This is a genomic window from Chelatococcus sp. CO-6 (assembly GCF_001271345.1).
Lineage (GTDB): Bacteria > Pseudomonadota > Alphaproteobacteria > Rhizobiales > Beijerinckiaceae > Chelatococcus_A > Chelatococcus_A caeni.
This window is the reverse complement of record NZ_CP012398.1, coordinates 2,570,604-2,590,000: the sequence shown is the minus strand read 5'-3', so window position 1 is coordinate 2,590,000 and position 19,397 is coordinate 2,570,604. Positions and strand designations below refer to the sequence as shown.

Annotated in this window: 23 protein-coding genes (1 of these 23 only partly in view); 18 read left to right on the top strand and 5 right to left on the bottom strand. The window is 69.6% G+C overall.

The window, feature by feature from the left end; all coding sequences use genetic code 11:
- Together AL346_RS12175 and AL346_RS12170 are read left to right on the top strand one after the other, a co-directional pair.
- On the top strand, window positions 1-1,093 hold the 3' portion of the coding sequence (locus AL346_RS12175) for a M23 family metallopeptidase (RefSeq protein WP_156332743.1). The gene continues 1,031 nt to the left of window position 1, outside the view; the window shows 1,093 of its 2,124 coding nt (coding positions 1,032-2,124); its start codon lies beyond the left edge, outside the window; its stop codon occupies window positions 1,091-1,093.
- A gap of 97 nt (window positions 1,094-1,190) precedes the next feature.
- Entirely contained in the window at window positions 1,191-2,108 is a 918-nt protein-coding gene (locus AL346_RS12170; RefSeq protein WP_019402187.1) for an AEC family transporter, read from the top strand.
- A gap of 15 nt (window positions 2,109-2,123) precedes the next feature.
- Here AL346_RS12170 and gluQRS read toward each other — a convergent pair whose 3' ends face one another.
- Entirely contained in the window at window positions 2,124-3,035 is a 912-nt protein-coding gene (gene gluQRS / locus AL346_RS12165) for a tRNA glutamyl-Q(34) synthetase GluQRS (RefSeq protein WP_040404395.1), read from the bottom strand.
- Window positions 3,036-3,075: 40 nt separating this feature from the next.
- On the opposite strand from gluQRS, the gene AL346_RS12160 reads away from it, so the two are divergent.
- The gene (locus AL346_RS12160; RefSeq protein ID WP_019402189.1) at window positions 3,076-3,744 is read left to right on the top strand and encodes a DNA-3-methyladenine glycosylase; all 669 of its coding nucleotides are present in this window, start codon (window positions 3,076-3,078) and stop codon (window positions 3,742-3,744) included.
- An 81-nt stretch (window positions 3,745-3,825) separates the two neighbouring features.
- Window positions 3,826-4,509, top strand: a complete 684-nt coding sequence (locus tag AL346_RS12155) for an alpha/beta hydrolase (RefSeq protein ID WP_019402190.1) — start codon at window positions 3,826-3,828, stop codon at window positions 4,507-4,509.
- Here the strand turns inward: AL346_RS12155 and AL346_RS12150 are convergent, their stop codons facing one another.
- A complete protein-coding gene (locus AL346_RS12150; protein ID WP_026015132.1) occupies window positions 4,510-5,280 on the bottom strand; it encodes an HpcH/HpaI aldolase/citrate lyase family protein in 771 nt (256 codons plus the stop codon).
- Window positions 5,281-5,314: 34 nt separating this feature from the next.
- Window positions 5,315-5,635 carry a DUF1476 domain-containing protein gene (locus AL346_RS12145; protein ID WP_019402192.1) on the bottom strand — a complete coding sequence of 107 codons (321 nt, stop codon included), beginning with the start codon at window positions 5,633-5,635 and terminating at the stop codon, window positions 5,315-5,317.
- Window positions 5,636-5,973: 338 nt separating this feature from the next.
- Between AL346_RS12145 and purC the strand changes: the two genes are divergently transcribed.
- The 3 genes from purC (at window position 5,974) to purQ (ending at window position 7,789) form a co-directional block, all read left to right on the top strand.
- Entirely contained in the window at window positions 5,974-6,768 is a 795-nt protein-coding gene (gene purC, locus AL346_RS12140) for a phosphoribosylaminoimidazolesuccinocarboxamide synthase (RefSeq protein ID WP_019402193.1), read from the top strand.
- An 88-nt stretch (window positions 6,769-6,856) separates the two neighbouring features.
- Window positions 6,857-7,099, top strand: a complete 243-nt coding sequence (purS, locus tag AL346_RS12135) for a phosphoribosylformylglycinamidine synthase subunit PurS (RefSeq protein WP_026015133.1) — start codon at window positions 6,857-6,859, stop codon at window positions 7,097-7,099.
- A 6-nt stretch (window positions 7,100-7,105) separates the two neighbouring features.
- Window positions 7,106-7,789, top strand: coding sequence for a phosphoribosylformylglycinamidine synthase subunit PurQ (gene purQ / locus AL346_RS12130; RefSeq protein ID WP_019402195.1), 684 nt, complete (start codon window positions 7,106-7,108; stop codon window positions 7,787-7,789).
- Between the two features lie 37 nt (window positions 7,790-7,826).
- On the opposite strand, the gene AL346_RS12125 is transcribed toward purQ, so the two are convergent.
- Complete coding sequence (locus tag AL346_RS12125) at window positions 7,827-8,249, bottom strand: hypothetical protein (protein ID WP_156332742.1); 423 nt, start codon at window positions 8,247-8,249, stop codon at window positions 7,827-7,829.
- 190 nt (window positions 8,250-8,439) lie between these two features.
- Between AL346_RS12125 and purL the strand changes: the two genes are divergently transcribed.
- The 4 genes from purL to AL346_RS25375 all read left to right on the top strand — a co-directional run bounded on the left by purL (window position 8,440) and on the right by AL346_RS25375 (window position 11,822).
- Window positions 8,440-10,653 (top strand): phosphoribosylformylglycinamidine synthase subunit PurL, encoded by a 2,214-nt coding sequence (gene purL / locus AL346_RS12120; protein ID WP_019402197.1) that lies wholly within the window; start codon window positions 8,440-8,442, stop codon window positions 10,651-10,653.
- A gap of 35 nt (window positions 10,654-10,688) precedes the next feature.
- Window positions 10,689-10,925 (top strand): BolA family protein, encoded by a 237-nt coding sequence (locus tag AL346_RS12115; protein ID WP_026015134.1) that lies wholly within the window; start codon window positions 10,689-10,691, stop codon window positions 10,923-10,925.
- A 47-nt stretch (window positions 10,926-10,972) separates the two neighbouring features.
- Complete coding sequence (grxD, locus tag AL346_RS12110; RefSeq protein ID WP_026015135.1) at window positions 10,973-11,314, top strand: Grx4 family monothiol glutaredoxin; 342 nt, start codon at window positions 10,973-10,975, stop codon at window positions 11,312-11,314.
- Window positions 11,315-11,408: 94 nt separating this feature from the next.
- Window positions 11,409-11,822 carry a hypothetical protein gene (locus AL346_RS25375; RefSeq protein ID WP_019402200.1) on the top strand — a complete coding sequence of 138 codons (414 nt, stop codon included), beginning with the start codon at window positions 11,409-11,411 and terminating at the stop codon, window positions 11,820-11,822.
- Here the strand turns inward: AL346_RS25375 and AL346_RS12100 are convergent.
- On the bottom strand, window positions 11,819-12,469 hold the full coding sequence (locus AL346_RS12100; protein ID WP_019402201.1) for a TlpA disulfide reductase family protein: 651 nt from the start codon (window positions 12,467-12,469) through the stop codon (window positions 11,819-11,821). The genes AL346_RS25375 and AL346_RS12100 overlap by 4 nt on opposite strands.
- Here AL346_RS12100 and AL346_RS25045 point away from each other — a divergent pair.
- The 7 genes from AL346_RS25045 to AL346_RS12065 all read left to right on the top strand — a co-directional run bounded on the left by AL346_RS25045 (window position 12,447) and on the right by AL346_RS12065 (window position 19,326).
- Window positions 12,447-12,923: a lipoprotein gene (locus tag AL346_RS25045; protein WP_245303200.1), complete on the top strand. Its 477-nt coding sequence runs from the start codon at window positions 12,447-12,449 to the stop codon at window positions 12,921-12,923. The genes AL346_RS12100 and AL346_RS25045 overlap by 23 nt on opposite strands.
- 31 nt (window positions 12,924-12,954) lie before the next feature.
- Window positions 12,955-14,232 (top strand): diaminopimelate decarboxylase, encoded by a 1,278-nt coding sequence (lysA, locus tag AL346_RS12090; RefSeq protein WP_019402204.1) that lies wholly within the window; start codon window positions 12,955-12,957, stop codon window positions 14,230-14,232.
- A 125-nt stretch (window positions 14,233-14,357) separates the two neighbouring features.
- Window positions 14,358-16,871, top strand: a complete 2,514-nt coding sequence (locus AL346_RS12085) for a TIGR02302 family protein (RefSeq protein ID WP_019402205.1) — start codon at window positions 14,358-14,360, stop codon at window positions 16,869-16,871.
- 103 nt (window positions 16,872-16,974) lie between these two features.
- Entirely contained in the window at window positions 16,975-17,160 is a 186-nt protein-coding gene (locus AL346_RS12080) for a twin transmembrane helix small protein (RefSeq protein WP_019402206.1), read from the top strand.
- 203 nt (window positions 17,161-17,363) lie between these two features.
- Window positions 17,364-17,975, top strand: a complete 612-nt coding sequence (locus tag AL346_RS12075) for an acyloxyacyl hydrolase (RefSeq protein ID WP_019402207.1) — start codon at window positions 17,364-17,366, stop codon at window positions 17,973-17,975.
- Window positions 17,976-17,981: 6 nt separating this feature from the next.
- Window positions 17,982-18,560, top strand: a complete 579-nt coding sequence (locus tag AL346_RS12070) for a cob(I)yrinic acid a,c-diamide adenosyltransferase (RefSeq protein WP_019402208.1) — start codon at window positions 17,982-17,984, stop codon at window positions 18,558-18,560.
- Between the two features lie 52 nt (window positions 18,561-18,612).
- The gene (locus AL346_RS12065) at window positions 18,613-19,326 is read left to right on the top strand and encodes a rhomboid family intramembrane serine protease (protein WP_019402209.1); all 714 of its coding nucleotides are present in this window, start codon (window positions 18,613-18,615) and stop codon (window positions 19,324-19,326) included.
- The last annotated feature ends 71 nt before the right edge of the window (window positions 19,327-19,397 follow it).

The window sequence follows — 19,397 nt, the reverse complement described above, 5'->3', positions numbered from 1 at the left end:
GGAGCAGGTGGCGGCCATTCTCGCCGCGCTCGGGAGCGAAGTGGTCAAGGCCCTGCGCGAAGGCCAGAACGTGCGCCTGCTCCTTGCGCCGAATGCCGACGGCAGCGGCCCGCGCCGCATCGTGCGTGTCATGGTCCTCGATTCCCAGTCGATCGCCGCGATCGCCGCCCTCGACGACAGGGGCCGCTTCGTCCCGGTGTCGCTGCCGCAGGAGGAGTTCGCCACCGCCTCGGCCGAGACGGGCGAGGAGACCGACGAGGAAGGCGAGGACGATACCGGCGGGCGCGGTGCGCGCGGCGCCCGTCTCTACGAGAGCCTCTACGAGACGGCACAGAAGAACGGCATCGCGCGCTCCGTGGTGCAGGACCTCATCCGCATCTTCGCCTATGACGTCGATTTCCAGCGCCGCGTCGGATCGAGCGACTCGATCGAGCTGTTCATGGCCGACGACGACGGCACGGCCGGCGGGGATGTCCTGTTTGCCGCACTCACGGTCGGCGGCGAGCGGCGGGCGGTCTACCGCTACCAGTCGCCGCAGGACAACGCGATCGACTATTTCGACCAGGACGGACGCTCGCTGAAGAAGTTCCTGCTGCGCAAGCCGATCACCGACGGCATCATGCGCTCGGGCTTCGGTTCCCGGCGCCATCCGATCCTCGGCTATTCCAAGATGCACACGGGCGTCGACTGGGCGAACCGCTCCGGCACGCCCATCCTCGCCGCCGGCGACGGCGTCGTGATCAAGGCCGGCTGGAGCTCCGGCTATGGCCGGCGCATCGAGATCCAGCACGCCAACGGCTACGTCACCACCTATTCGCACCAGTCGGGCTTCGCCCGCGGCATCCAGGAAGGCAGCCGGGTGCGCCAGGGCCAGGTCATCGGCTATGTCGGCAACACGGGCCTGTCGACCGGCGCGCACCTGCACTACGAGGTGCTGGTCAACGGCCACTTCGTCAATCCGATGAAGATCAAGGTGCCGCGCGGCCGCGAGCTGGAGGGCACGGCGCTCGCCGAGTTCCGCCGCCAGCGCGACCAGATCCGCGAGCTGCGCGGCCGGGCCGAGACGGGCGTGCAGATGGCCGAGGGCGGCTGAGCCGCTCCGGCGCCCGCATGGCAGCCCTGCGCCTGCGCGCCTAGCCCGTCCGGCGCCCCCGCTCCAAGGTCGCGCAGCTTCTCCGACCGGTCAGGCCATGCTCTCCGTCTTCCTGCTCGTCTTGCCGATCTTCGGGCTCATCGCCGTCGGCTTCCTCGCCCGCTTCATCGGCCTGCTCAACGACCGCACCGGCGAAGGCCTGTCGGATTTCGTCTATGCCCTCGCCATTCCCTGCCTGATCTTCCGCACCCTGGCGAAGGCCACCCTGCCGGAGGTGCAGCCCTGGGGCTACTGGCTCGCCTATTTCGGCGGCGTCGCCGTCGTGTGGGTGCTCGCCACCGTCATCGCGCGCCGCCTGTTCGGCGTCACGGAGACGGAGGGGGCCGTCGCCGGCTTCTCGGCGGCGCAGTCGAACACCGTGCTCGTCGGCATCCCGCTCATCCTCGAGGCCTATGGCGACGAGGGCGCCGTTCCGCTCTTCCTGCTGATCGCCATCCACCTGCCCATCATGATGACGATCGCCACCATCCTCGTCGAAGGGCGCGGCACCTCGCCGCTGACCATCGCGCGGCGGCTGATCACCCATCCCATCGTCATCGCGGTCATCCTCGGCTCGCTGGCGAGGCTTCTGCCGGGCGGGCTGCCCGACGTCGCCTGGGCCCTCATCAACCCCATCGCCGAGGCGGCCGTGCCCTGCGCGCTCATCGCCATGGGCGTCGCGCTGCGGCGCTACGGCTTCGGCGAAGGCATCGGCCTCGCGAGCACGATCACGGTGCTCAAGCTCCTGGTGCACCCTTTCATCGTTTATGTGCTGGCGCTGCACGTCTTCCAGATTCCGCCAACCTGGGCGGGCGTCGCCGTGCTGTTCGCCGCCTCGCCCTCCGGCATCAACGCCTATCTCCTCGCCGAGCGCTATCGCTGCGGCATTGCCATCGCCTCCGGCTCCATCGCCATGTCGACGGGCTTCGCGCTGGCGAGCACCATCCTGTGGCTCACCGTACTCGGGGCCGGCTAGAGATCGTTTTAGAACTTAGAGACGGAAGCCGAGGCGCTGCCTGATCTCGTCCGCGCCGATCCCTGCCGCCCTGAGATCGCGCAGGGCCGGCGAGCCGCGGCTCTTGGCGAGCTTGAGGCCGGCCTCGTCGGCAACGAGGTCGTGATGGTGATAGCGTGGCGCCGGCAGGCCGAGCAGCGCCTGCAGGAGGCGGTGCACATCGGTCGCCGCCTCGAGGTCGCGTCCGCGCACGACATGCGTCACGCCCTGCAGCGCGTCGTCGACGACCACCGACAGGTGATAGCTTGTCGGCACCTCCTTGCGCGCGAGCACCACGTCGCCCCAGCGCGCGGGATCGGCGGAGACGACCCGCTCGCCACCGTCGGGATCGAAGGCGACGAAGGTCAGTTCGCGACCGGATGCTGCAGGGCGGCCCAGGGCACCCGCCATGTCGAGCCGCAGGGCGTGCGGTTCGCCGGCGGCGAGACGGCGGGCGACCTCACCGGCCTGCAGCCGCCGGGCGAGGCCGGGATAGAGCGGCGCACCATCGGGGTCGCGCGGCCACGGCCGGCTCTCGGTGCGCTCTCGTTCGGCAATGGCCGTCCGGATCTCCTGGCGGCTGGCGAAACACGGATAGACGAGGCCCATCTCGCGCAGCTTCGCCAGCGCGGCCCCGTAGTCGTCCATGTGATCCGACTGGCGGCGCACCGGCTCCTCCCATGCAAGGCCGAGCCAGGCGAGGTCCTCGTAGATGGCCTGCTCGAACTCCGGGCGGCAGCGCGTCGGGTCGATGTCCTCGATGCGCAGCAGCAGGCGCCCGCCCAGCCGGCGGGCGAGCGCCGCGTTGAGCAGCGCCGAATAGGCGTGCCCGAGGTGGAGGAAGCCGTTCGGGCTCGGCGCAAAGCGCAAAACGGGTGTCGTCTTCGCCCCCACTGCCGCATGCGTCATGATGAAACGACCACGATTCGAATCATGCCGAGGTTATCCGATGCCGCGCATCATCGACGGCGAGACGGCGCTCGACCATGCCCTCACCGGCCTCATCGCCGCCGACCCGCTGATCGGCGAGTTGGTCGAGGCCGGCGCGCGGCCGCCGCTGCGCCTGCGTGATCCGGGCTTTGCCGGGCTCGCCGGCATCATCGTCGCCCAGCAGGTGTCCGTCGCCAGCGCCAATGCCATCTGGGCGCGGGTGACGGCGCACTTCGACCCGCTCGAGCCCCTCGCCTTCCTCGCTGCAAGCGATGCGGACCTGCGCGCCTGCGGGCTCTCGCTCCCAAAGATGCGCGGCCTGCGCGCCGTCGCCCTCGCCATCGCCGAAGGACATCTGCCGATCGAGGCGCTCGGCGCGATGGCGCCGGACGAGGCCATCGCCACGCTCACGGCGGTGAAGGGCATCGGCCCGTGGACCGCGGAGATCTACCTCCTCTTCTGCCTCGGTCATCCCGACATCTTCCCGGCCGGCGACCTCGCCTTGCAGGAGGCCGCGCGCCTTGCGCTCGCGCTCGACGAGCGCCCGCGCGAGAAGGCGCTGCGCGCCATCGCCGAGGAACGCTGGCAACCCTTCCGCGGTGTCGCCGCACGGGTGCTGTGGGCCTATTACCGCATCGCGCGCCAGGGCCGCGAGGGTGCGCCGGTGCTCGGCGCCGACGCTACGTGAGCCGACGCGAATCGCTCGACCGTGCCGGCACGATTCGCTAATCAGCGGGAAATGCCACCACGAGCCGCACGGGACGACGACATGGACCAGCGAACGATAGATGGGCCGCGCCTTGCCGCGCGATCGGGCACCGCGCGCCAGCTCGTCGTCTTCCTGCACGGCTACGGCGCGGACGGCAACGACCTCATCGACATCGGCCGCCAGTGGCAGCGCTGGCTGCCGGACGCGGCCTTCGTCTCCCCGCACGCGCCGGAGCCCTGCGGCATGTCGCCCATGGGGCGGCAGTGGTTTCCCCTCACCTTCCGCGACCCGGACGAGCGCTGGCGCGGCGTCAATCATGCCGGGCCCGGCCTCGACGCCTTCCTCGATGCCGAGCTGGCGCGGCACAGGCTGAGCGAGGACCAGCTCGCCCTCGTCGGCTTCAGCCAGGGCACCATGATGGCATTGCACGTGGGCCTCAGGCGGCGCAGAGCGCCGGCCGCGATCGTCGGCTATTCCGGCATGCTGGTGGGGCCGAGCGGCGCGGCACCCGAGGAAATGCGCGAGGAGATCCGCGCCCGGCCGCCGGTGCTGCTGGTGCACGGCGATGCCGACGAGGTCATCCCGGTCGAGGCGCTGTTCTTTTCGTCGCAGGCCCTGTCGAACCTCGAGGTACCGGCCGAGTGGCATCTGTCGCCCGGCATCGGCCACGGCATCGACGGCGAGGGCCTGCGCCAGGGCGGCCTGTTCCTCGCGCGCGCCTTCGGCCTGCCCTACCCGGCCTGATCAGCGCCCGACAGCCGCGAGCGCCGCCTGCGCGCCCTGGCGCAGGAAGACCGTGTCGCTGCCGATGGCGGAGACGACGATGCCCTTGCGCGCGAAGGCCGCCGCGCGCTCCGGCGAGCCCGCATAGGCCCAGACCGCCTTGCCGGCCGCCTTGGCGCGGGCAAGCACGTGGTCGATCGCCTCGTCGACGGCCGCCGATTCCGGCTCGAGCTCACGCCCGCCGCTGAGGGCAATCGACAGGTCGGACGGGCCGATGAAGACGGCATCGATGCCCTCGACCGCGAGGATGTCGTCGAGCGCGTCGAGCGCCGCCCGCGTCTCGATCATCGCCACCGCGCCGGTGAGGCCGTTGGCGCGGGCGAGATAGTCCTTCGGCGCCAGGCCCGACAGCGCGAGCGCCGCATGCGGCCCCCAGCTGCGCTCGCCGAGCGGCGGGAACTTGGCGAAGGCCGCGAAGGCCCGCGCGTCAGCAGCGGAATTGACCATCGGCGCGATGACGGCGGCGGCGCCGGCGTCGAGCATGCGCGAGGTCGCCTGGAAATCGCCGACGGGAATGCGCACGACCGCCGGCTTGCCGGCGCCGGCGACGAGCTGGATGCCGCGGATGGCGGCGTCGATGTCGACGGCGCCATGCTGCATGTCGAGCGTGACGAGGTCGAAGGCCTCACGGGCGAGCACGGCGGCGACCGCCGGTTCCCGGCTGCCGACCCAGGCGGAGAACAGCGGCTCGCCGGCAGCGAGCCGGCTGGCGAAATCCCCATGGATCGACATGGCGTCCCCCCACAAGTCGGCAGCAGCGGCGGCCTTACTGGCCTTTGACTTCCTCGATGGCCTGGGCCATCAGCTCCGTCATGGTGCGGCGGATCTGGTGGTCGGACTGGCCGACGCCGGCGGCGTCGAAATCGGCCCGCACCTTGCGGAAGACATCGTCGTCGCCCGCTTCCTCGAAATCGGCGAGAACAACGCTCTTGGCATAGGCCTCGGCGTCCGGCCCGGACTTGCCGAGCTGCTGCGCCGCCCAGAGCCCGAGCAGCTTGTTGCGCCGGGCCGTCGCCTTGAAGCGCAGCTCCTCGTCGTGCGCAAACTTCTTCTCGAAGGCCTCTTCGCGCTTGTCGAAGGTCGTCATCGGGCTCAACTCTCCCTCATGCGGTCGCTCAGGCGGCGATATAGATGGCACGACGCTGAAGCGCCAGCCCAAATCGGGCTCAAATCGCGCCTCCTCCACTTTCCTTCCATCAGACACCGGACGGTGCTCGCTTGCAACGCATGCGGCAACGCCCCACATGAACGTGAGTGATGGCCCATGGCGCGTCCGCAATGCGGGCGCAGTCGTTGTGCTTCAGTGCGCAATCGGCTAGGTTGCGCCTCGCGGGCGAGGGCTATGTCCGCAAGCACAAAGAGCCTCGAACCGGTCCCCGCCCGCTTCGAGCCGCGGACCTTTTGTATGGAGCCACGGCACCCCCGATGGACTTTCTCAAAACACGGTATACGCCGATGAACCGTCGCCGTCGTATCTACGAGGGCAAGGCAAAGGTGCTCTACGAGGGCCCCGAGCCGGGCACGCTCATTCAACACTTCAAGGATGATGCGACCGCATTCAACGCCAAGAAGCACGAGATTATCGACGGCAAGGGCGTTCTGAACAACCGCATCTCGGAATACATCTTCCAGAACCTCAACGACATCGGCGTGCCGACGCACTTCATCCGTCGGTTGAACATGCGCGAGCAGCTGATCCGCGAGGTCGAGATCATCCCGCTCGAGGTGGTGGTGCGCAACGTCGCCGCCGGCTCCCTGTCGCAGCGCCTCGGCATCGAGGAAGGCACGCAGCTGCCGCGCTCGATCATCGAGTTCTACTACAAGAACGACGCGCTCAATGACCCGATGGTCTCGGAAGAGCACATCACCGCCTTCGGCTGGGCGACGCCGCAGGAGATCGACGACATCATGGCGCTCGCCATCCGTGTCAACGACTTCCTCTCCGGCCTCTTCCTCGGCGTCGGCATCCGCCTCGTCGACTTCAAGATGGAGACGGGCCGCATGTGGGAAGGCGACATGATGCGCATCGTCGTCGCCGACGAGATCTCGCCCGACTCCTGCCGCCTGTGGGACATCAAGTCGAACGACAAGATGGACAAGGACCGCTTCCGCAAGGACATGGGCGGCCTGATCGAGGCCTATTCTGAAGTCGCCCGCCGTCTCGGCATCCTTACCGAGAACGAGCGGCCCGGCCACGGCGGCCCGCGCCTGGTGCAGTGACGCGCTAGAAGTTGCCGCAAGGCGCGATTTTGATTAAGCGGGGGCCGTTGGCCCCCGTTTCCATTTCCCCGTGCCGGAGACCTGAACCATGAAAGCCCGCGTGACCGTGACCCTCAAGCAAGGCGTGCTCGACCCGCAGGGCAAGGCCATCGAAGGCGGCCTCAAGTCCCTCGGCATCGAGGGCATCGGCACGGTGCGCCAGGGCAAGGTCTTCGACATCGAGGTGGAGAGCGCGGACAAGGCGAAGGCCGAGAGCGTACTGCGCGACGCTTGCGAGCGCCTGCTCGCCAACACCGTCATCGAGAACTACCGCATCGAGCTCGCGGAGTAAGCGGCGATGAAAGCGGCCGTCATCACCTTCCCCGGCTCCAACCGCGACGGCGACGTGGCGCGCGCCTTGAGACAGGCCGGCGCCACGGTCGTCTCCGCCTGGCACGCCGACCGCGACCTGCCGGCGGGCACCGATCTTGCCGTGCTGCCGGGCGGCTTCTCCTACGGCGACTATCTGCGCTGCGGCGCGATCGCCAGCCGGGCGCCGATCATGGACGCGGTGCGTGCGCATGCGGGGCGCGGCGGGCTCGTGCTCGGCATCTGCAACGGCTTCCAGATCCTGTGCGAATCCGGCCTCCTGCCGGGCGTGCTGATGCGCAACGCCGACCTGCACTTCATCTGCCGGCGCCAGCACCTCAAGGTGGCGCGCGCGGACACGGCCTTCACCAACCGCTACCATGTCGGCCAGGTCATCGACGTCTGCATCGCCCATGGCGAGGGCAACTACGTCTGCGACGAGGAGACGCTGCACGAGCTGGAATCGGAGGGGCGCGTCGCCTTCCGCTATTGCGACGCGGCGGGCAACGTCTCGCGCGCGGCGAACCCCAACGGCTCGCTCAACGACATCGCCGGCGTGTTCTCGGAGGATCTCAACGTCCTCGGCATGATGCCGCACCCCGAGAACCTCATCGACGACCTCGTCGGCGGTGTGGACGGGCGCGGCCTGTTCGAAAGCCTCGCCGCCGCGTGACCCGCGGCGGCCGCGGCCCGGGTTACATCGCCCAGGCTTACATCGCCCAGGACACGCGCGTCGCAGCCGTGACCGGCATGGTCTCGTAGCGGAAGAGGCCCAGCACGCCCGTCTCGACGCGGCCCGAGGCCGAGACGGTGAGGGTGCGCGTCGCCAGATCCTTCTCGACCGTGACCTGTTCCACCCAGGTCACGCCGAGGCCGTAGAAATTCGCCCTGAAGATCTGGCCGGCCCGGCGCTCCAGGGCCAGTTGGTCGAGTTCCCCCGCCTCATGGGCCAATTGCCGGGCCGTGGCGTCGAGGACGCTCTGCATGTCGAAGCGCACGTTGGCGGCGCGGGCATATTCGGCCACGAGCCCGCAGGGCGCGAGCAGGAGCACGGGCCACAGGATGCGCGCCGCTGCAAGCAGCGTGTCGGCGCGCTTGCGCAGACCATCCGAAAAGCTTCCAATCCATCCCATGGCCATTCGATCCGCTCCCCACGCACTACTGTTGGTGAACGGATCGCGAATTCCGTGCCGCTGCCGCTGTGCCAAAATGGTGCGCCGGAGGCGGCCGCAGACCTTTTCGCCGTCGCGGCGATTGCCTCGGCGGGGCTGAAAGGCTATGGCCGGGCGAGCGCTTTTCGACCGAGCCCAAGCGGAAACCGAGATGATCCCGAACGAGCCAAAGATCACGCCCGAACTCGTCGCCGAGCACGGCCTGAAGCCCGACGAATACGAGCGTTTCGTGGCCCTCATCGGCCGCGAGCCGACGATCACCGAGCTCGGCATCGTCTCGGCGATGTGGAACGAGCACTGCTCCTACAAGTCCTCGCGCCTGCACCTGAAGACGCTGCCGACCAAGGCGCCGTGGGTCATCCAGGGCCCGGGCGAGAACGCCGGCGTCATCGACATCGGCGACGGGCTCGCCTGCGTCTTCAAGATGGAGAGCCACAACCACCCGTCCTACATCGAGCCCTACCAGGGCGCGACGACAGGTGTGGGCGGCATCCTGCGCGACGTCTTCACCATGGGCGCGCGGCCTGTCGCGGCGCTCAACGCCCTGCGCTTCGGCTCTCCCGACCACCCGAAGACCCGCCATCTCGTCGCCGGCGTCGTGGCCGGCATCGGCGGCTACGGCAATTCCTTCGGCGTGCCGACCGTCGGCGGCTCGGTGGGCTTCCACTCGCGCTACGACGGCAACATCCTGGTCAATGCCATGGCGGTCGGCATCGCCAAGGCGGACGAGATCTTCTACGCCAAGGCGACCGGCGTCGGTAACCCGATCGTCTATCTCGGCTCGAAGACGGGCCGTGACGGCATCCACGGCGCCACCATGGCCTCGGCCGAGTTCGACGAGAATTCCGAGGAGAAGCGCCCGACCGTGCAGGTCGGCGATCCCTTCGCCGAAAAGCTGCTGCTCGAGGCCTGCCTCGAGCTGATGGCCTCGGGCTCCGTCATCGCCATCCAGGACATGGGCGCGGCCGGCCTCACCTGCTCGGCCGTCGAGATGGGCGCCAAGGGTGACCTCGGCATCGAGCTCGACCTCGACGCCGTGCCCTGCCGCGAGGAGGGCATGAGCGCCTACGAGATGATGCTGTCGGAGAGCCAGGAGCGCATGCTCATGGTGCTCGACCCCGACAAGCACGACATCGCCGAGGCCATCTTCCGCAAGTGGGGGCTCGATTTCGCCGTCATCGGCAAGACGACGGACACCCTGCGCTTCGTCGTCAGGCACAAGGGCGAGGTGATGGCCGACCTGCCGATCAAGGAGCTCGGCGACGAGGCGCCGCTCTATGACCGTCCGCATATCCAGAACGCCTTCGAGCCCGTGCTGCCGCCCGAGACGGTGGCGGCTCCGATGGCGAACGGCGAGGCGCTCGTCAAGCTCGTCGGCACGCCGGACCTCTCGTCCAAGCGCTGGGTGTGGGAGCAGTACGACCACCTCATCCTTGGCAACACGGTGCAGACGCCGGGCGGCGACGCCGCCATCGTGCGCGTCGGCGACGGGCCGAGGGGCCTCGCCATGACGACGGACGTGACGCCGCGCTATTGCGAGGCGGATCCTGTCGAGGGCGGCAAGCAGGCGGTGGCGGAAGCCTGGCGCAACATCACGGCGGTCGGCGGCCTGCCGCTCGCCGTCACCGACAACCTCAATTTCGGCAACCCGGAGAAGCCGGACGTGATGGGCCAGTTCGTGGGGTGCATCCGCGGCATCGGCGAGGCCTGCCGGGCGCTCGACTTCCCGGTCGTCTCCGGCAACGTCTCGCTCTACAACGAGACGCAGGGGCGCTCCATCCTGCCCACGCCGACCATCGGCGGTGTCGGCCTCCTCGACGACGTCAGGGTGCATGCCACCGTCGCCTTCAAGGGCGTGGGCGAGACCCTCATCCTCATCGGCGAGACGAAGGGCTGGCTCGGCCAGTCGCTCTACCTGCGCGACATCCGCGGGCGCGAAGCGGGCGCGCCGCCGCCGGTCGACCTCGCCGTCGAGAGGCGGAACGGCGATTTCGTGCGCCACCTCATCCGCGCCGGGCGCGTCAGGACCGTGCACGACTGCTCCGACGGCGGCCTCGCGGTGGCGCTCGCCGAGATGGCGATGGCGAGCGGCATCGGCTGCACGGTGGATACCGTGCCGGAGGGCCTCTCCGCCCACGCCTTCCTCTTCGGAGAGGACCAGGCGCGCTACGTCCTCGCCGTGCCGGCGCACGAGGCCGAGGCGGTTCTCGCCAGGGCGGCGGAGGCCGGCGTGCCGGCCCTGCCCGTCGGCCTCACCGGCGGCGAGGCGTTGACCCTGCCGGGCGAGACGCCCATATCTCTGGAACGCCTCAAAACGGCGCATGAATCATGGCTGCCGGACTACATGGCGGGTCAAATCGCCTGAACTGGCACGGCGGGACAAGGGAAGGGGCTGCGGCAATGGCAATGGACGCGCACGAGATCGAAGAGCTGATCAAGGCGCATCTTCCCGATGCGACGGTCGAGATTCGCGATCTCGCCGGCGATGGTGACCACTACGCCGCGACGGTGATCTCGCCGTCGTTCAAGGGCAAGAGCCGCGTGCAGCAGCACCAGATGGTCTATGCCGCGCTGCAAGGCCGCATGGGCGGGGCGCTCCACGCCCTTGCATTGACGACGGCCGCACCCGACAATTGATGCCGAACCGCGGGTCGACGGACGAGCCCCGCGAACAGGGAAAGATCATGAGCAACGCCCACGCTTTCATCGACAACGAGGTCAAGACCAACGACGTCGTGCTCTTCATGAAGGGCACCCCGCAGTTCCCCATGTGCGGGTTCTCCGGCCAGGTCGTGCAGATCCTCGATTACCTCGGCGTGCCCTACAAGGGCGTCAACGTGCTCGAGGACGACGGCATCCGCCAGGGCATCAAGGACTATTCCAGCTGGCCGACGATCCCGCAGCTCTACGTGAAGGGCGAGTTCGTCGGCGGCTGCGACATCGTGCGCGAGATGTTCCAGTCGGGCGAGCTGCAGGGCCACTTCAGCGACAAGGGCATCGCGGTGCGCGTGCCCGAGAAGGGCTGACGCGCGGCATAGCGAAACGCAACGGGGCACGTCGCACAGCGGCGTGCCCTTTTTCATGTGCCTTTTCCCTGGCTACGACGCGACGGAGGTGCAAATGCCGAAAAGTGCAGCGCTTCCTGCGGCCCTTCTGCTGGCCTTGGCCGCCGCGCCGGGAAGCCTCGCCCGGGACAAGGGCGAGAGCCCCTTCGCCGCGGCCGATGCGCCGCCGGCGAAACCGGCCGCTTGCCACGAGATCCGCGACCTCATCCGCGACGCGCCCGATCCGGAGGAGACGGCCCGCATCGACTTCGGAGCCGTCGGGCCGCTGTCGCTCGTCGAGCATGACGGGGCGCTGGCCTATCTCGGCATCTGCACGGAGCCGGACGTCCGGGTGCTCTGCGTCACCTATTCCACCAACGGCATGCAGCCGGGCGAGGTCGTCGCCGTGACGGGCGGCTACCAGCGGGCGGACGAGGACCTCGTCATCCTCGATCCCTGCCTCGCGGCACGCCCCGGCGAAGGCGGCTAGCGGCCGAGCGCCGCCTTGATGAAGGCCACCGCGTCGTCCGAATGCCACTCGGCCGGGCCGGCGAGCTCGGCGACGGCACAGCCCTCCGGCCCGACGACGAGCGTCGTCGGCATGCCGAAGGCCTTGCCGGCGGACTTGAGCTCCTGGAAGATCTTCGCTTCCGGGTCCCGATAATGGGCGAGGCGCGTGATGCCGGCGTCCTTCAGCCAGGCCTGCGGCTTCTCAGGGTCGCGCGTGTCGATATTGACGGCGACGACCTCGAAATCCGCGCCGCCGAGGTCCGCCTCGAGGGCGTCGAGCGCCGGCATCTCCTGGCGGCACGGCGCGCACCAGGTGGCCCAGAGATTGAGAAGGACGGTGCGGCCCTTGAAATCGGCCAGCGTCAGGCGCTTGCCGTCCGGCCCGTCGAAGGCGAGTGCCGGCAGGGCCTGCGGGGTCGACGGCACCTTCACGGCCGCCACTTCGCCCTTGGCGAGCGGGCGCAGCCGGTCGAGCGTCGCCTGCGCCATCTCGCACTGGGCGGTTGCACCGTCGTTGCCGCCGACGAGCCGGCCCGTCGTGAGGGCAAGCCCCACCCCGAGGACCGCGGCCCCGAGGACGGCTACGACGAACAGCGGCCGGCGGATGAGCGGCGTGGTCTCGGCCATGGGTCTGTCACCTCTCCTCAATCATCTCATGGGCGCATTAGTGCGCGCCGGCGGCGAAATCCAGACCGTCGCCGCTCACGAAGACGTGGCCGATGGGCGCAGGTGGCGGATCGCGCCTTCGGCCGCGCGACAGTACCATCGCCGGCGTTTGGGGCTCGCGCTTCGCGATCCTTCCGCTATAGTGCGCGCCGTTTTCCCGGAGAATGCCTTCGTGCCGTCACCGCTGCCCACCGTCCGTTCCCTTGCCGTCGTCCTCGCCGTCGCGCTTGCGCTTGCCGCCTGCGGCCGACGCGGCGCGCTCGAACTGCCGCCGGACCCGAACGCCCCGGCGCAGGAGGAGAAGACCTCGACCGGCGGTGCGAGCCTGACGCCCTCACCCGTCGGCACGCCGAGGAAACAGCCGGTCGCGCAGCCGCGTCCCAACGAGCCCTTCTTCCTCGACGCCATCCTTTGAAAGAGCGGCCGCTCCGGCGGCCCGTCCGGCCATGCACCACTTCTCCTACCGTGACGACGTTCTCCATGCCGAGGACGTCGACCTCACCCGTCTCGCCGCCGAGGTCGGGACGCCGTTCTACTGCTATTCCACCGAGACGCTGAGCCGGCACTACCGCGTCTTCGCGGAGGCTTTCGCCGGCGAGAAGGCACTCGTCTGCTACGCCGTGAAGGCCAATTCGAATCAGGCGGTGCTCAGGACGCTCGCCGATCTCGGCGCCGGCATGGACATCGTTTCGGCCGGCGAACTCGCCCGCGCGCTCGCGGCCGGCGTGCCGGCGCACAAGATCGTCTTCTCCGGCGTCGCGAAGACGAAGGAGGAGATGGCGACGGCGCTCGACGCCGGCATCCTGTGCTTCAACCTCGAATCGGAGCCGGAGCTCGAGGCCCTGTCCGAAGTGGCGCAGTCGCGCGGCCAGGTCGCGCCCGTCTCGGTGCGCGTCAATCCGGACGTCGACGCGAAGACCCACGCCAAGATCTCGACCGGCAAGTCCGAGAACAAGTTCGGCATCCCGATCTCCCGCGCACGGGAAGTCTATGCCCATGCCGCCACCCTGCCCGGCATCGCCGTGCGCGGGGTGGACATGCATATCGGCAGCCAGATCACCGATCTTGCCCCGTTCGACAACGCAGCAGCCCTGCTCGCCGAGCTGGCGCGCGACCTGATGGCGGCGGGCCACAAGCTGCACCACATCGACTTCGGCGGCGGCCTCGGCATTCCCTATCGCCACGACGATCCGCCGCCGCCGGATCCGAAGGCCTATGCCGAGGTCATCACCCGCCACACCAGGGGCCTCGGCCTCGAGCTCGTCTTCGAGATCGGCCGCATGATCGCCGGCAACGCCGGCATCCTCGTGACGCGCGTGGTCTACGTGAAGCACGGCGAGGGCAAGACCTTCGTCATCGTCGACGCCGGCATGAACGACCTCATCCGGCCGACCCTCTACGAGGCGCACCACGACATCATCCCGGTGGTGCAGGCCCCACATGCGGGACAGATCAAGGCCGACGTCGTCGGGCCGGTGTGCGAGAGCGGCGACTACCTCGCCCTCGGGCGCCGGATGCCGGAGGTGAAGGCGGGCGACCTCATCGCCGTCATGACGGCGGGGGCCTACGGGGCGGTGCAGGCCACCACCTACAATACCCGCCCGCTGGTGCCGGAGGTGCTGGTGCGGGGTGGCGATGCCGCCGTCGTGCGGCCGCGCCCGAGCGTCGCGGAGATGATCGCCCTCGACCGAATCCCCGGCTGGCTCAACCACAAATCGGCGTGAGACGGGGTTCTCGTCGCGCCCGGGCATGTTAACCTTCGTGCCGGTGGGGGCATTGTGCCGGAGACGGCGCGTGGAGAACCCGCATGAGCGAAAGCCCGGCACGAGTGCCCGCACGTGCACGGCCCATGATCGATGAACGGCTCCGCGCGCTGACGACGCGCGCCCGGCTGGTCCTGTGGTGGGAAGCGCTGTGGCCCGCCCTGTGGTGGCCGCTCGGCACCGTCATCGTCTTCCTCATCCTGTCGCTCCTCGGCCTCTGGGACATGCTGCCCACGGGCGCGCGGCCCTACGGGGTCGGCCTTGCCGCCCTGGTGCTGCTTGCCTCGCTCGTCCCGCTCTTGCGCATCTCCCCGCCGACGCGGCAGCGCGCGCTCGCCCGCATCGACCGCGATTCGCCGGCGCCGCACCGGCCCGCCGCAGCGCTCGCCGACAGCCTCGCCGGCACGCCGAGCGACCCCGGCACCCTCGCCCTGTGGGACGCGCACCGGCAGCGCGCCGCTGCGGCGATCGATTCGATGCGCGTCGCGCCGCCGCGCCCGGGCATGGCGGCGCGCGACCCCTTCGCCGTGCGCGGCAGCCTCATCGTCGTGCTCGCGGCGGCGCTCATCGCCGCAGGCTCGGACGTCGTGCCGCGCCTGACGACCGCCTTCGACTGGCAGACGCCGCAGGGTACCGGCCCGGCCTTCCGCATCGACGGCTGGATCGACCCGCCGCACTACACGCGCCTGCCGCCGCTGTTGCTCGACCTGCGCGGCGGCGACGTGCGCCAGGCCAAGGCGCCCGTCGGCAGCACGGTCGTGGTGCGGGCGGCCGGCAGTGCCGACCTTTCCGTCTCCGCCGGCCGTGGCCTGGCGAGCGTCGAGAAGCCGGCCGGGGGCGCACCCGCCGGGCTCACCGAGCATCGCTTCACGGTAAAGGCGGACGACGAACTCGTGGTCTCGTCGCAGGCGGGCACCAGCCGGGTGGTCATCGAGGCGACGCCGGACATGGTGCCGACGGTCGCCTTCTCCGGCGAGCCGCAGAACAATTCGCGCGGCAGCATCACCCTCACCTACCGCATGCGCGACGACTACGGCATCGACACCGCCGAGGCGCTCGTCGCGCCGCTCGGACGCGAGGGCGCACGTACGCTGGTGCCGCCGCCGCGCATCCCGCTCGCCCTGCCGATCGACCCGGCGGCGGACGAGGACACGCGCACCACGAACGATCTGTCCGCGAGCCCCTGGGCCGGCGCCACCGTGGCCATGACGCTGGTCGCCCGCGACCACGCGGGCCAGGAAGGACGCAGCGAGACGAAGACCGTCGTGCTACCGCAGCGGCCCTTCACCAAGCCGCTCGCCAAGGCGCTCGTCGAGCAGCGCCGCAACCTCGTGCTCGCGCCGGACGAGCGCAACCGGGTGCAGACGGCGCTCGATGCATTGCTCATCGCCCCGGAAGACTTCACGCCGGAGCTCGGGATCTATGTCGGCCTCGGCCTCGCCTCCACGCGCCTTGCTGCCGCCAAGAGCGACGAAGAGCTCCTCGACGTCGCCGAACTGCTGTGGGCAATGGCGCTGCAGATCGAGGACGGCGGCATGTCGCAGGCCGAGCGCGATCTTCGCGCCGCCCAAGAGGCGCTGCGCCAGGCGCTGGAGCGCGGGGCGGACGAGGAGGAGATCAGGCGCCTGACGGACGAACTGCGCCAGGCGATGAACAACTTCCTGCGCGAATTCGCCCAGCGCATGCAGCAGAATCCCGGACAGACCAACCAGGCGCGGCCGGACGCCAATGCGCGCACCGTGACGCCGCAGGACCTCGACAACCTCCTCAACCGGCTCGAGGAACTGGCCCGGCAGGGCGCCACGGCGGACGCGCAGCGCCTGCTCGACGAACTGCGCAATATCCTGGAGAACCTGCAGACCGCGCGGCCCAACCAGGGCGGCGACCAGTTCTCGCAGGAAATGAACCGCTCCCTCAACGAGCTCGACGAGATGATGCGCGACCAGCGCAACCTGCGCGACGACACCTATCGCCAGAGCGCGCCGTGGTCGCAGCAGAACAGAGGCGGACAGCGCCAGCGCGGCCAGCAGGGCCAGCGGGGCGAGAATCAGGGCCAGCAGGCGCAGCCGGGACAGGACGGCCAGCGGGGCGAGGACGGCCAGGGGCTCACCGACCGGCAGCAGGCGTTGCGCGAGCGGCTCGAGGAGTTGCGGCGCCGGATGCGCGACTTCGGCCTTGAGGACGAGCCCGGCTTCGGCGAGGCCGAGGAGGCGATGCGCGAGGCCGAAGGCCAGCTCGGCCAGGGGCAGAGCGGCGATGCCGTCGATGCCCAAGGACGGGCGCTCGATGCCCTGCAGCGCGGCGCGCAGGGCCTCGCCCAGCAGATGCAGGGCAACGGCCAGCCGCAGCAGGCCGACGGCTCCGACGGGCCGCCCCAGCAGGGCGCGACGGGCCCCGGCGGGCCGCGCAACGAGGATCCCCTCGGCCGGCCGACGCGCAATCGCGACTGGTCGGACGGCCGCGTGCGCATTCCGGGCGCGGACGAATCAGCGGCGGTGCGGGCACGGCGCATCCTCGACGAGCTGCGCCGGCGGCTCGGCGATCCCACGCGGCCGAGCGAGGAAATCGACTATCTGGAGCGCCTCCTGCGACGCAATTGACCGACGAAGGCCGATCCCGGACGCAGCGGCGAGACGATCGGTCGCTGCGCCTCGCCGCGCGGGCGGGGTTGGAGGCGGCGCAAGGGAGCTCTAAAGCACAGACATGACCGCCAATACACTCGTCTCCGTGGCCGTCGGCATCGTCGCCGTGGTCCTCGTCCTCGGGCTCTTCAACATGCTGCGCGGGGGCAGCCCCGAGCGCTCGCAGCGCCTGATGCGCCTGCGGGTGCTGCTGCAGTTTCTCGCCATCATCATCATCATGCTCGTCGTGTGGATGCGCGGCTTCTGACGGCGACCGCAGCAGATCTGCAACACTGGCGTAAGACTTTGCTAACCATGTCCGGTTCAGGGTTGCCCGGCGATCAGCTCCGCTTTATGCCATTTCATCACGATCAGGCATGCCTCTGAGCGGGAGGGGTGCTGGTTCGCTCCTCGCTGGCAGGCTCCGTCCCGGGTCGCCTGTCATTTCTGGCATTCGCGACGTTGGTGCCGATGATCCTGCTCCGCTCCATTCGGGCTGCTCTTCTCCTGCCGGCCGTGTTCCTCTGGGGCCTTCCGGCGCAGGCCGCCGATCTCCTCGAGCCGCCCGCCCCGGCCATCTACCAAGCTCCGGATACGTCCCACAGCCTGTCGAGCTTCGTCTCGCAGCTGCGGCTCGGCGTGCTCGCGCACGACCCGGGCGGCAAGGAGGACGGCTCGGTCGACATCATGGGCGAGATCGTCTTTGCCAAGCCCTGGTCGAATCCCGATCCGCTCATCGACATGCTGCTGCCCGCCTTCAACGCCGGCGTCAGCGTCAACACCGGCGGCAAGACGAGCTATGTCTTCGCCGGCCTCAACTGGCATGCCGACATCACGGACGCGCTGTTCATCGAACTCGATTTCGGCGGCGCCGTGCACAACGGCAAGGTGGGCGACGTGGTGCCGGACGGGCGCGACGCCCTCGGCTGCCGGTTCCTGTTCCGCGAGGCGGCGTCCATCGGCTATCGCTTCGACGCCAACTGGAGCGTGCTGGCCACCGTGGAGCATCTTTCCAACGGCGGGCTGTGCGACGACAATCGCGGCCTCACCAATGTCGGTGCGAAGCTGAGCTACCATTTCTGAGGGGCCATGGTCCGCCTCAACCGCATCTATACCCGCACCGGTGACGACGGCACCACGGGCCTCGCCACGGGCGCGCGGCGGCCGAAGTACGACCTCAGGGTCGAGGCCTACGGCACGGTGGACGAGGCGAACGCCTGCATCGGGCTCGCCCGCCTGCACACGGGCGCGGATGCCGAGCTCGATGCCATGCTCGCGCGCATCCAGAACGACCTGTTCGATCTCGGGGCCGATCTCTCGACGCCGGACGACGGCAAGCCGCTGCCCTACGAGCCGCTGCGCATCCTCGACGCGCAGGTGGCGCGGCTCGAAGGTGAGATCGACCAGCTGAACGCGCATCTGTCGCCGCTGCGCTCCTTCGTCCTGCCCGGCGGCAGCCCGGCGGCGGCGGCGCTGCACCTTGCCCGCACCGTCTGCCGGCGGGCCGAGCGCCAGGCGACCGCGCTCGCCGCGCGCGCGGACGAGCCGGTGACGCCGGCGGTCGTCAAATATCTCAACCGCCTGTCGGATTTCCTCTTCGTCGCCGCACGCTACGCCAACGACAAGGGCGCGGCGGACGTGCTATGGATACCCGGGCAGAACCGCTGAGCGTACCGGGAGCGGCGCTGCCGCCGATCGTCCCCGGGCCGGAGCGCTCCACATGTTTGTGCCGCTGCACGATGGCGTGCCGATGCGCAATCTCAGGGCGCCTTACGCCACCTATGCGCTCCTCGTCATCTGCATCCTCGGCTACCTGCTGATTCTCGCCGATCCTGACATCCTGCCGGCGGACTGGGCGATCGCCGGGCTCGGCGTCATTCCGGGCGTGCTCTTCGGCGCCCTTTCCCTGCCGGAGGGGCTGCCGCTGGTGCCGGAGCCGGCGACGCTGCTGACGAGTCTCTTCCTGCACGTCTCCTTCCTGCACCTCGCCGGCAACATGCTGTTCCTCTGGGTCTTCGGCGACAACGTCGAGGACGCGATGGGGCACGCCCGCTTCATCCTGTTCTTCCTCCTGTGCGGCACCGCGGCGGGCCTAGCGCATGCCTTCGCCGTCCCCGGCTCGGAACGGCCGCTCGTCGGCGCCTCGGGCGCGGTCTCGGGCGTCGTCGCGGCCTATCTCATCCTGCATCCGCGCGTCCGGCTGTGGGGCCTCTTCTTCGCGCGCATCCCGCTTCGGCTGCGGGCCTACTGGGCCATCGGCGTGTGGTTTGCCTTCCAGCTCTTCCAGGCCCTCACCGCGTCGGACGATTCGGTCGGCTGGTACGCGCATATCGGCGGCTTTGCGATGGGGGCCGTGCTGGTCGTCATGTTGCGCCGCCGCGACCAGCCGCTGCTCGGCATCGCCGACGGGCCGCGCGAGACCGGAGACGCCTAGCCGCTCGTCGGCGTTGACAAGCCCGAACGGCGCTCGTTACGGTCCCCCGCCACGCAAGTTGCCTGTTGATG